General features: G+C 73.3%; 7 protein-coding genes. 4 read left to right on the forward strand and 3 right to left on the reverse strand.

Annotation, left to right across the window (positions count from 1 at the left end):
* Window positions 1-354: 354 nt before the first annotated feature.
* The 3 genes from LIX60_RS08905 to LIX60_RS08915 form a co-directional block, all read right to left on the reverse strand.
* Window positions 355-864, reverse strand: a complete 510-nt coding sequence (locus tag LIX60_RS08905; RefSeq protein ID WP_227957961.1) for an ATP-binding protein — start codon at window positions 862-864, stop codon at window positions 355-357.
* Window positions 865-1040: 176 nt separating this feature from the next.
* On the reverse strand, window positions 1041-1808 hold the full coding sequence (locus LIX60_RS08910; protein ID WP_227957962.1) for an enoyl-CoA hydratase/isomerase family protein: 768 nt from the start codon (window positions 1806-1808) through the stop codon (window positions 1041-1043).
* Window positions 1809-1934: 126 nt separating this feature from the next.
* Window positions 1935-3131, reverse strand: coding sequence for an Ig-like domain-containing protein (locus LIX60_RS08915; protein WP_227957963.1), 1197 nt, complete (start codon window positions 3129-3131; stop codon window positions 1935-1937).
* A gap of 296 nt (window positions 3132-3427) precedes the next feature.
* On the opposite strand from LIX60_RS08915, the gene glgX reads away from it, so the two are divergent.
* The 4 genes from glgX to LIX60_RS08935 all read left to right on the forward strand — a co-directional run bounded on the left by glgX (window position 3428) and on the right by LIX60_RS08935 (window position 12582).
* Window positions 3428-5791 carry a glycogen debranching protein GlgX gene (gene glgX, locus LIX60_RS08920; protein ID WP_265584818.1) on the forward strand — a complete coding sequence of 788 codons (2364 nt, stop codon included), beginning with the start codon at window positions 3428-3430 and terminating at the stop codon, window positions 5789-5791.
* A gap of 326 nt (window positions 5792-6117) precedes the next feature.
* Window positions 6118-8133: an ABC transporter ATP-binding protein gene (locus LIX60_RS08925; RefSeq protein WP_227957965.1), complete on the forward strand. Its 2016-nt coding sequence runs from the start codon at window positions 6118-6120 to the stop codon at window positions 8131-8133.
* Window positions 8130-10109 (forward strand): ABC transporter ATP-binding protein, encoded by a 1980-nt coding sequence (locus tag LIX60_RS08930; RefSeq protein WP_227957966.1) that lies wholly within the window; start codon window positions 8130-8132, stop codon window positions 10107-10109. The genes LIX60_RS08925 and LIX60_RS08930 overlap by 4 nt, the downstream gene beginning before the upstream one ends.
* Before the next feature lie 472 nt (window positions 10110-10581).
* Window positions 10582-12582, forward strand: coding sequence for a M4 family metallopeptidase (locus LIX60_RS08935; protein ID WP_227957967.1), 2001 nt, complete (start codon window positions 10582-10584; stop codon window positions 12580-12582).
* Window positions 12583-12723 lie beyond the last annotated feature (141 nt).

Here is a 12723-nt window from a genome sequence, read left to right on the forward strand (position 1 = left end):
CTCCCTTCCGTCCCCGGCGGGAGCCCCGGCCCGGCACCAGTGGCACACTTCACCCTGACTCCCGGGCCGTCCTGCGGACTTCACTCCGCTCCGCCGCGTTTGTCTCTTTGGACGCCGGTCACCCCGTCTGCCATAGTCGGGACAGCGATCCCTTGACCCGGGCCATCGCACCGAAGTGCCGTGGGGACACACCCCCCTTGGCTCCACGGCGGCTCCCATCCCGGCACAGCGCATCCGGACAGGCCCGGTGCCCGCCCCGTCGACCGCGGGACGGGCACAGGGCCTCTTCGCATCGATGGCACCGTCACCGGCACGGGCACCGGCGGCCCTCCCGCCGTCCAGCCGCCCCGTCCGTCAGCGCTCGGCGATCCGCATCTCGAACCAGGTCGTCTTGCCCAGCGGCCACAGATCCACCCCCCAGCGGTCGGAGAGGGTGTCCACCAGGAACAGCCCGCGCCCGCTGACGTCCATCTCCCGTACGGGCATCAGGCACGGTAACCCCCGGGAGGGATCGCGGAGTTCGACCCTGAGCCGGCCCCGCCGGCAGTGCATCCGCAGTCCGAACGTCCGGGCGCCGGTGTGCCGTACCGCGTTGCCGACCAGCTCCGAGACGAGCAGCACGACGTCCTCCGCGAGCTGCGGGGAGAGGCCCCACTGCCACACCACGACGGAGTGGGCCAGCCGGCGGGCCGCCCCGGCCGACTCGGGGCGGGAGGGGAGGACCACCTCGTCCACCGTCGGATCACCCAGCGTCCCGAGCGCTCCCAGCGCCCGTTCCTCCCCGGAGCCGGAGGACGGCGCCCGGCGTGCCGCGGCGGCCGTGCCCGCATGCCGCGGCTGCTCCCCGTTCTCCAGGCCCGCCATGACCCACATGATTGGGTAACGGAGCGCGGTTACGGACTGGTAGCGGCGGATTGCACCGCGTCTGCCCCCGGGCTCCCGGCCCGTCTACGCGAACCGGGTGACCGGGCGCGGCCCCGGTGTACCGAAACCGTCGTACGGCACCTCGCGGGACCCGCAGGCCGGCCCGCGCCGCGGGGTCAGGCGAACTTCGCCTTGCCCGGGCCCTCCTCCACGAAGCTGCGCATGCCGGTCTCGCGGTCCTCGGTGGCGAACAGACCCGCGAACCAGTTGCGTTCGATGGCCAGGCCGGTGTCCAGGTCCGTCTCCAGGCCGGCGTCCACGGACTCCTTGGCGGCGCGCAGCGCGATGGCCGGGCCCTTGGCGAGCTTCGCGGCCCAGGCGTGCGCGGCCTCGTAGACCTCGGCGGCCGGGACGACCCGGTCGACCAGGCCGATGGCGAGGGCCTCGTCGGCCCGCACCTGGCGGCCGGTGAAGATGAGGTCCTTCGCCCGGGACGGGCCGACGAGCCGGGCGAGTCGCTGGGTGCCGCCCGCACCCGGGATGAGCCCGAGCAGGATCTCGGGCTGGCCGAGCTTGGCGTTGTCGGCGGCGATCCGGATGTCGGCGCAGAGCGCCAGTTCGCAGCCGCCGCCCAGGGCGTATCCGGTGACGGCGGCGACGACGGGCTTGGGGATGCGGGCGATCGCGGTGAAGGAGTCCTGGAGCGCCTTGGAGCGCTTGACCATGGCCGCGTGGTCCATGACCCGCATCTCCTTGATGTCCGCGCCGGCCGCGAACACCTTCTCGCCGCCCCAGATCACGACGGCCCGTACGTCGTCGCGGTCGGTGAGCTCCCCGGCCAGCTCTCGCAGCCGGTCCTGGGTGGCGATGTCCAGGGCGTTCATCGGCGGGCGGTCCAGGCGGACGGTGGCGACGCCCTCGGCGACCTCAAGGTTCACAGTCATGCCCGCAGGTTAGCGGCCGTTCACGGGGGAGGGCCCGGTGCGCTTGGTCACAGCCGGCACGGATGCCGTCCTGTGGCCGTGCCCGCACCGGGCCCTCCGCCGTTCACCGCCTGCCGCGCCCGCCGGCTACTGCGGGGCCTTCCACTCGTCCCAGTCCATGTTCCAGCCGTTGAGGCCGTTGTCCGGCTGGATCTGCTTGTCCTTCGAGTTCTTCACGATCACGACGTCGCCGAGGAGCGAGTTGTCGAAGAACCAGGCCGCGGGTGTGGACTTGACGCCGCCGCCCCGGGCGTCGAAGAGGCCGACGCAGCCGTGGCTGACGTTGGCGGAGCCGAAGGTGGACTGCCCGGCCCAGTAGTTGCCGTGGATGAAGGTGCCCGAGGTGGAGAGCCGCATGGCGTGCGAGACGTCCTCGATGTCGTACTCGCCGCCGAAGCCGACCGTGGCGCCGTCCATCCGCGTCATCTTGTGCTTCTCGCTGATCACCATCTGCCCGTTGTACGTGGGCGTGGCGGGGGCGCCGGCCGTGACCGGCAGGGTCTTGACCACCTTGCCGTCCCGCTCGACCGTCATCTTCTTGGTCTTGACGTCGACGACGCTGACCTGGCTGCGGCCGACGGTGAACTTCACGGTCTTGGACTGCTCGCCGTAGACCCCGGGGCGGCCCTCGACACCGTCCAGGTTGAGCTTGAGCGTCACCTTCGTGCCCTTGGCCCAGTACTTCTCCGGCCGGAAGTCCAGCCGGTCGTTGCCGAACCAGTGGCCCTCGACGGGCACCGACGGGCTGGCCTCGACCTCGATGGCCCGCTCCACGGCGGCCGGGTCGGTGATGCCGCGGTTGAAGCGGATCGACACCGGCATCCCGACGCCGACCGTGGAGCCGTTCTCCGGTGTGAAGTAGCCGATGAAGGTGTTCTCCGGCACGAAGGTCGTGAAGCTCGCGTGCTCGGCGGCCTCCCGGCCCTCGGAGTCCTCGGCCACCGCGTCGACGCTGTACTCGGTGGCGGAGCCCAGGTGGCCGGTCGGCTTCCAGACGGTGCCGTTCCGGCTCACCTTGCCGGGGACCTTGTTCCCCTTGTCGTCCTTGACCGTGACGGAGGTCAGCTTCCCCTTGTCCGCCGTCACCTTGAGCACGCCGTTGGTCACCACGTCGTCGGTGCCGTCCTTGGGCGTGATCTTCACTACGGCCCGGGAGGGCTTGGTGTCCACCGAGCCGGCCTTGCCGTCCTGCCCGCTGTCCGCCTTCTTGTCCTCACCGCACGCACCGACCGCCAGGACCAGCAGGCCGGCCGCCAGAACCCCCGATATCCGCCGCGTCTTCACTGTTGTCTCCCCTCACGCGGCCGTCCACCCCATGGACCGGACCGCATCCCCCGCGCGCGACGAACAGCGCGCATGCCGATGAGCAAACCACAGGGAAGGTCACGGCGGACCGCCCCGCCGTGTCACGGATCCGTCCCAAAAGCCGAGATGGCGCGGGTACGTGAGGGCCGCCCGCCGAGCGGGCAGACATGCACGGAGGGGCCACGGTGCCCGGGCGCGGAGGGGGCGCCGCGCGCACCCGTTCACGCCGTGTCCCGCCAGGGCCCTCCCGGCCGCGCACGCCGCGGCGGGGAGGCATGCCGCGAGCCGCCGGAGGCCAGGACGTGTCGAGCGCAGCCGAGGAACAGGAGGAGCGCCGGCCGGAGCGGGACGAGGGCTCCGCGCCGCCGTCCGCCGTGAACGGGCACCGGCGCTCCGGCGCGCGGTCCTCCGCACCGGCACCGCCGGTGTGGCCGGGGAGCCCGGCGCCACTGGGCGCGCGCTTCCACACCGGGCCGGGGGGCGTGCCGGGCACCAACTTCGCCCTCTGGGCGGGCGGCGCGGAGGCCGTGGACGTCTGCCTGTTCGACGACGACGGGCGCGAGGTCCGGCATCCGCTGACCGAGCTGACCCATGAGATCTGGCACGGCTTCCTCCCCGGGGTGCGGCCGGGGCAGCGGTACGGCTTCCGGGTGCACGGCCGCTGGGACCCGTGGACGGGGGCCCGCTGGAATCCGGCCAAGCTACTGCTCGACCCCTACGCCCGCGCGGTGGACGGGGACTTCGGTCCTCCGCGCGGTGGAGCGCCGGACGGCAGCGGCAAGGGGGGCGGCGACGGCCGGATGCCGGCCGCCGTGTACGGACATGTGCGCGACTGGCCGGAGCAGCACGCGGCCGACACCGTCCGCGACGGCCGCGACTCCGCCCCGTACGTCCCCAAGGGGGTGGTGGTCGCCGACGAGGCGCCCGGTGACGAGTGGGCCGACGACCGGCGCCCCAAGACCCCCTGGGCCGACTCGGTGATCTACGAACTGCACGTCCGCGGCTTCACCATGCGCCACCCCGACGTGCCCGAACACCTGCGCGGCACCTACGCCGGGCTCGCCCACCCGGCGGCCATCGGGCATCTGACCGGGCTCGGGGTGACGGCCGTCGAGCTGCTGCCCGTCCACCAGTTCGCCCACGAGGACCATCTCCTCCGCCGCGGCCTGCGCAACCACTGGGGCTACAACTCCATCGGCTACTTCGCCCCGCACGCCGCGTACGCCGCCTCCGGCACCCGCGGCGAGCAGGTCGGCGAGTTCCGGCGGATGGTCCGGGCCCTGCACGCCGCCGGCATCGAGGTGATCCTCGACGTCGTCTACAACCACACCGCGGAGGGGGGCGAGCTCGGCCCGACCCTCTCCCTGCGCGGCATCGACAACCGCGGCTACTACCGTCTCCAGCACGACCCGCGCCGCTACGCCGACTACACCGGCTGCGGCAACACCCTCCACGTCGTCCAGCCCCAGGTGCTCCGGCTGATCACCGACTCCCTGCGCTACTGGGTGACCGAGATGGGCGTCGACGGCTTCCGCTTCGACCTCGCCGCCGCCCTCGCCCGCTCCATGCACGACGTCGACATGCTGTCGCCCTTCCTCGCCGTCATCGCCCAGGACCCGGTGCTGCGCCGCGTCAAGCTCATCGCCGAACCCTGGGACGTCGGCGCGGGCGGCTACCAGGTCGGCGCGTTCCCGCCGCTGTGGACGGAGTGGAACGACCGCTACCGCGACACCGTGCGCGACTACTGGCGCGGCGCGCTGCCCGCCCTCCGCGACCTCGGCTACCGCCTCTCCGGCTCCAGCGACCTCTACGCCTGGGGCGGGCGGCGCCCGTACGCCTCCGTCAACTTCGTCACCGCGCACGACGGCTTCACCCTGCGCGACCTCGTCAGCTACGAACGGAAGCACAACGAGGCCAACGGCGAGGACAACCGCGACGGCACCGACGACAACCGCTCCTGGAACTGCGGCGCCGAGGGGGAGACCGCCGAGCCCGCCGTCACCGCGCTCCGCCGCCGGCAACTGCGCAACCTGATGACCACGCTGCTGCTCTCCACCGGGGTGCCGATGCTGGTCGCCGGCGACGAGATGGGCCGCACCCAGGGCGGCAACAACAACGCCTACTGCCAGGACAACGAGACCGGCTGGGTCGACTGGTCGCTCCCCGGTCTCCCGGAGTGGCGCGAACTGCGCGCCCTCACCGCCCGGTTGACGGCACTGCGCCGGACCCACCCCGTGCTGCGCCGCCGGGCCTTCTTCTCCGGGCGCCCGCAGGCGCCGGACGGGCTGCGCGACCTCGCCTGGTTCACCCCGGAGGGCCGCGAGATGGCCGAGGCCGACTGGCACGCCCCCGCCGCCACCCTCGGGATGTACCTCTCCGGCCGCGACATCCCCGGCCGGGACGAGCGCGGCGGCCCGGTGACGGACGACAGCTTCCTGGCGGTCCTCCACGCCCACCACGAGCCGCTGCCCTTCACCCTGCCCGGCCCGCCCTGGGCGGAGCGGTACGAGCTGCTGGTGGACACCTCCCGCGAGGACCAGTCCGGGCCTCCGGGGACCCGCCACCCGGCGGGTTCCGTGCTGACGCTGCCCCCGCGCTCCGTCCAGCTGTTCCGGGTGCTGCACGGGCCCGGGGCCTGACGGGGCGGCACGGCCGTACGGTCGCACCCCTGCGGGCCGCCCGCGCGCCGCAGGTCCCCTCGGCAACGGCCGTTCCGCCGGCGACGGCAGCCCGGCGGCCCTCGCGGCTCCCGGACAGCTTTGGCCATGACCGAAAACCGGATGAGACCTGTCAGTGACCCCCCGTAGGCTCGCCCGTGATGCCTCCTCCCACCGATTCCGCCGCATCCACCGCCGCCACCGCGACCACCGCGGCCCCGGCCGTCCGGACGGAACCGCGGACTCCGGACAGCCGTCCGGGGCCCGCGGTGAGCGCCGGGAAACCGCCGGCGCCGCGGAAGTCCACCGTGCGCACCCTGCTGCGGCTGTGGCCATACGTCCGACCGGTGCGGGCGCGGCTGTTCACGGCCGCCGGGGTCGCCGTCACCGCCTCCTGCCTGGGCCTGCTCATCCCGCTCGTCCTCAAGTGGATGGTGGACGGGCCGGTCGCCGCCCGGGACCCGGGCGGCGTCTGGCTCGGCGGCGGGCTGCTGCTCCTCCTGGGCCTCACCGAGGCCGGGCTGTTCGGCCTGCGGCGCTGGCTGGTGGCCCGCCCGCTCGCCGGGGTCGAGGCCGCCATGCGCGCGAATCTCTACGGCCGCCTCCAGCGCCTGCCGGTCGCCTTCCACGACCGCTGGCCGTCGGGCCAGCTGCTGTCCCGCGCCACCACGGACCTGCAGCTGCTCCGGATGTTCCTGGCCTTCCCGCTGACCTTCCTGCTGGTCAACTCGGTGACCATCCTGGTCGGCTGCGCGATCCTGCTGAGCCAGCAGTGGACGCTCGGGCTGGTGCTGCTCGGGCCCGTCCTGCCGCTGGTGGTGCTGTGCTCGCTCTTCGAGGCCCGGTACTCCCTCGCCGCCCGTACCGCCCGCGACCAGGTGGGTGATCTGACGACGGTCGTCGAGGAGGGCGTTCTCGGCATCCGTGTCGTCAAGGGCTTCGGACGGCACCGCAGCCAGGCCCGCGCCTTCCGCGAGCTGAGCCACAAGCTGCGCGGCACCGAGCTGTACAAGGCACGGCTGCTCGCCGGGCTGCTCGCCGTCATCATGACGCTGCCCGAACTGGCGCTCGGGACGGCCCTGGTGCTGGGCACCCTGCAGGTGGCGGAGGGCACGCTGTCGGCGGGCACGCTGGTGGCGTTCCTGTCGACGGCCCTGGCGCTGCGCTGGCCGGTGGAGTCCATCGGCTTTCTGCTGGCGATGAGCCAGGACTCGGCCACGGCCACCGAACGCCACTTCGAGGTGGTGGACACCCCGCTCCCCCGGGACGCCGCCGCAGCGGACGGGACCGCGAGCACGGCCGGTCGCGCCGGACCGGCTCCCGCGCCCGCATCCCGCCCCCTCCCCGGCTCCGTCCCGGACGGGAACCGGCCGCCCGGGGAGACCACACCCGGCCGGTCCCGGGGCGGCGCCCCGTCCCCGTCCCTCTCCGGAGCACCCGAAGGCGGACTGCGGTTCGAGGGCGTCGAGTTCCGCTACCCCGACGCCCCGGCCGGCACCCCCGCCACCCTCCGCGGCGTCGATCTGCACATCCGCCCCGGCGAGACCATGGCCCTGGTCGGGGCCACCGGCAGCGGCAAGACGACGCTCACCGCCCTCGTCCCCCGGCTCTACGAGGTGACCGGCGGCCGGATCACCCTGGACGGCACCGACATCACCCGGCTGCCGAGGACCCGGCTCCGGGAGCTGATCGCCGTCGCCTTCGAGGACCCGACCCTCTTCTCCGCGACCGTCGGCGAGAACGTCCTGATGGGTGCGGACGGCGCCGGGGAGGAGGAGCTGGACCGCGCCCTGGAGGTCGCGCAGGCGGAGTTCGCGCACGCCCTGCCGCACGGGGTCCGCACCCAGGTCGGCGAGCAGGGCCTGAGCCTCTCCGGCGGTCAGCGGCAGCGGCTCGCGCTGGCCCGGGCCGTGGTCGGCCAACCGCGCTTCCTCGTGCTGGACGATCCGCTCTCCGCCCTCGACGTGCACACCGAGGCCCTGGTCGAGGCAGCGCTGCGGCGCATCCTCTCCGGCACCACGGCCCTGGTCGTCGCCCACCGCCCGTCTACGGTGCTGCTCGCCGACCGGGTCGCCCTGCTGTCCGGCGGGCGGATCACCGCCGTCGGCACCCACCAGGAACTGCTGCGGAGCGACCCGGAGTACCGCACGCTGATGTCCGGCGACCCGCAGGACCCCGCCTCCGGCGACGCCACTCCGGCCGGCGGCCCGCACGGCGGTGCGCACGGCACCGGCCCCGGCGGCGAGACCACGGGCGGCCCGCCCGGCACCGCTTCCCCGACCCGCCGCGGCCCCGCCGGGGCGGATGGAGGTACCCCCCGATGACCGCCCCGGCCTCCGAACGCACCGCCGGCGATCCCGAACGGTCCGGCGAGGGCCGGTCCGCGACCGCCGCTCCCCCGGCCCCGCCCGCCGGCACCACAGGCACCGGCGCGGAGGCCACCCCGCCGCCGGGCTCCGCGGGACCGGCCGAGCCCGGCCCGGCCGGCGCGCCGGACGCCCCCGAGGCCCCCGACTCCTTCGACCGTGACGCCCTGCCCGCCCCCGGGGGCGCCGCCCGGTCCCTGCTCCGCTCGCTGCTGCGTCCCAGCCGCGGCCGGGTGGCCGTCGCGGCCGTCCTGCTGCTGCTCAAGGAGGCGGCGGTCCAGGCGGGGCCGCTGCTCGTCGCGGTCGCCATCGACCGCGCCGTGCCCGCGCTCCGCTCCGGCGACCACGGCCCGCTGACGGCCGTGGCGGTGGCCTATCTGCTCTGCTCCCTGGTCTCCGGCGGTTTCCAGTACGCCTACGTCCTGCTCGCCGCCCGGATCAGCCAGGACGTGCTGCTCGACCTCCGCGGCCGGATCTTCCGGCACGCGCAGGCGCTGAGCCTGGACTTCCACGAGCGCTACACCTCCGGCCGCCTCATCTCCCGGGCCACCACGGATGTGGAGTCGCTGCGCGAGCTGCTGAACGAGGGGCTGGAGGAGCTGCTGAGCGTCGCCCTCTCGGTGGTCTACATCTCCGCGCTGCTGCTCTATCTGGACCTGGGCCTGGGCGCCGCCGCGGTGCTCTCCTTCGGTCCGCTGTATCTGCTGATCCGCCGCTTCCGGCGCCGTTCGGAGGTGGTGTACGCCAAGCGCTCGACGGCGATCGCCCGGGTGATCGTGAAGTTCGCGGAGACGATGAACGGCATCCGCCCGGTGCAGGCCTTCCGCCGCGAGACGGCCAACGACCGGGAGTTCCGCGAGCTCAACCACCGGCACGAGCGGGTCAACGGCGACGCGATCCTGGAGATGGCCCGCTATGTGGTCTCCTCCCGGCTGGTCGCCAACACGGTGGTGGCCGCGATCGTCCTCTGGGGCGCCCACCGGGTGGCGTCGGGTGGTCTGGCGCTCGGCGTGCTCGCCGCCGCGGTGCTCTATCTGCGGCGGCTCTACGACCCGATCGACCGGCTCGGGATGTTCCTCAACTCCTACCAGTCGGCGGCCGCTTCGCTGGAGAAGATCGCCGGTCTGCTGGCCCAGCGCCCCACCGTCCCGGAGCCGGCCGAGCCCCGACCGCTGCCCGCGCGTCCGTCCGGCCGGCCCGGCCGGGAGGTCGTCTTCGACGGGGTGTCCTTCGCGTACCGCACCGGCGGCGAGGTGCTGCCGCGCTTCGGCCTCACCCTGGCGGCGGGCAGTACGACGGCCGTGGTCGGCGCCACCGGCGCGGGCAAGTCCACGCTCGCCAAGCTGCTCGCCCGCTTCTACGACCCGACCACCGGGCGTGTCCTGCTCGACGGTGTCGATCTGCGGGATCTCGGCGGGACGGAGCTGCGGCGCGGCGTGGTGATGGTGACCCAGGAGGCGTTCCTGTTCTCCGGCACCGTGGCCGAGAACATCGCCCTCGGCCGCCCCGACGCGAGCCGCGCCGAGGTGGAGCGGGCCGCCCGGGCCATCGGCGCCCACGACTTCATCGCCGCGCTGCCGGAGGGCTACGACACGGACGTCCGCAAGCGCGGCGGCCGGATCTCGGCGGGCCAGCGGCAGTTGGTGGCCTTCGCCCGCGCGCTGCTGGCCGATCCGGCGGTGCTGATCCTGGACGAGGCGACGTCCTCGCTCGACATCCCCGGGGAGCGCGCCGTCCAGCGGGCCATGGACACGGTGCTCCGGGGCCGCACGGCGGTGGTGATCGCACACCGGCTGTCCACGGTGGAGATCGCGGACCGGGTGCTCGTCATGGCGGGCGGCCGGATCGTGGAGGACGGCACCCCGGAGGAACTCATCGGCGGCGAGGGGCGGTTCGCGGAGCTCCACCGGGCGTGGCTGGAAAGCCTCGCCTGAGGCGGGGCAGCGGCACATCGGGCGAAGCTTTTCGGCCACGGCGGCCGGCCCCGGCCGCCGTGCCGCCGGCCGCGAGCCGACCACTCCGCGTCTCGCGATCCGCCGCGCGGCGCCCGCCCGTTGCCTGTCGGTTTCTCGCCGATGTCCGGTCGGCTTGCCACACCTTCTGCATGTTTCCAGCCGACTTCCTTCCGTTTTCCGCCGGGACTCGCCCCCGCCCCACCGACTGTCCGTTATCCGGCAGTCAATTTTTCGCTCACCGGACAGATTCCGGCCAAGTTGTTGACGCGCTCCTGACATTTGGCCCCACCGGCTGAGACGCTGTGACCGGCCGATCGGCCCGCCCCCCCACACACCATCTCGGCAGTGCGCACTGCCGCGCACCGCCGTGCTCCACCGGCCGGCCCACCCAGCCCGCCGGATCTCCCGGCCGTACACCCACCCAGTGACGGCCGCAGTCGAAGGAGACCGTGTGAGACCCACCCCCCGTGCCGCACGCCGCAGATCCGCGGCCTGCGCCCTGATCACCACGGCCGCGATGCTCGCCGTCGGCGTCCAGGCGTCCCCCGCCTCCGCCGCGCCGCCCCGTCCCGACAAGGACGCCCTGCCCGTCTCCCTCTCCCCCGCCGAGCGGGCGGAGCTGCTCCAGGACGCCGAAGCCGACGCGCCGGAGACCGCCGGCACGCTGAAACTCGGCGCCAAGGAGAAGCTGCGCGTCCGGGATGTCGTCCAGGACCGGGACGGCACCACCCACACCCGCTACGAACGCACCTACGCCGGACTGCCCGTCCTCGGCGGCGACCTCGTCGTCCACGAGACCAAGGGCGGCAAGCACGAAGGCGTCACCAAGGCGACCAAGACCACCATCAAGGTCCCCAGCACCCGCGCCAAGGTCTCCGCCACCACCGCCAAGAAGAGCGCCCTCACCACCGCCAAGGACGAAGCCGGAGCCAAGGCCAAGGCGGCCGAGGCCCCCCGCAAGGTCATCTGGGCCGCCGACGGCAACCCCGTCCTCGCCTGGGAGACCGTCACCGGCGGGCTCCAGAAGGACGGCACCCCCAACGAACTCCACGTCATCACCGACGCCACCACCGGCAAGGAACTCCACAGCTGGCAGGGCGTCCACCAGGGCACCGGCAACAGCCAGTACGCCGGACGGGTCACCATCGGCACCGCCCCCTCGTACACGCTGACCGACACCGGGCGCGGCGACCACAAGACCTACGACATGAACAACGGCACCAGCGGCTCGGGGTCCCTCTTCACCGACGCCGACGACGTCTGGGGCGACGGCACACCGGGCAACCGCCAGACCGCCGCCGTGGACGCCCACTACGGCGCCGCGGTGACCTGGGACTACTACAAGGAAGTCCACGGCCGCAGCGGCATCAGGGGCGACGGCGTGGGTGCCCGCACCCGCGTCCACTACGGCAACGCCTACGTCAACGCCTTCTGGCAGGACTCCTGCTTCTGCATGACCTACGGCGACGGCGACGGCAACGCCAAGCCGCTCACCTCGCTCGACGTCGCCGCCCACGAGATGACCCACGGCGTCACCTCCGCCACCGCCAACCTCACCTACAGCGGTGAGTCCGGCGGCCTCAACGAGGCGACCTCCGACATCTTCGCCGCCGCCGTCGAATTCCACGCCGGCAACGCCCAGGACGCGGCCGACTACCTCGTCGGCGAGAAGATCGACATCCGGGGCAACGGCACACCCCTGCGCTACATGGACAAGCCCTCCCGGGACGGCAGTTCGAAGGACTACTGGTACTCCGGCATCGGCAACGTCGATGTCCACTACTCCTCCGGACCGGCCAACCACTTCTTCTACCTGCTCTCCGAGGGCAGCGGCGCCAAGGAGATCAACGGCGTCCAGTACGACAGCCCCACCTCGGACGGTCTCCCGGTCACCGGCATCGGCATCGCCAACGCCGAGAAGATCTGGTTCAAGGCGCTGACGGAGTACATGACCTCCAGCACCAACTACGCCCGCGCCCGCACCGCCACCCTGCAGGCCGCCGCCGACCTCTTCGGCGCCGACAGCGCGGCGTACGAAGCGGTGGGCCACGCCTGGGCCGGCGTCAACGTCGGCACCCGTCCCGGAGACGGGGGCGGCGGCACCGGCGAGACGTACGAGACCACGGACGACCTCGCCATCCCGGACGCCGGCTCGGCCGTCACCTCGCCCCTCGTCATCAGCGGCCGGAGCGGCAACGCCCCGTCGAACCTCCAGGTCGGCGTGGAGATCGTCCACACCTACCGCGGCGACCTCGTCATCGATCTGATCGCGCCGGACGGCACCTCCTACCGGCTGAAGGGAGCCGACTCCTGGGACTCCGCCGACGACGTCAGCGAGACCTACACCGTCAACGCCTCCTCGGAGAGCGCCAACGGCACCTGGAAGCTCAGCGTCCGGGACAGCTACGCCCGGGACACCGGCTACATCGACAGCTGGAAGCTGACCTTCTGACGCCGGGCCGGCAGGAACGCGAGCAGCGCGTCCGGCGGCGCGCGGCCGCTTCCTGACAGTCCCTCCCGTCCCTTCCGTTCCTTCCGTACGTTCCGTACGGCGGAGCACCGGTCTGCCGGTGCGGTGTCCCGGCACCGCACC

Origin of the sequence: Streptomyces sp. S07_1.15 (genome assembly GCF_020739505.1) — a bacterium.
GTDB classification, from domain to species: Bacteria; Actinomycetota; Actinomycetes; order Streptomycetales; family Streptomycetaceae; genus Streptomyces; species Streptomyces xinghaiensis.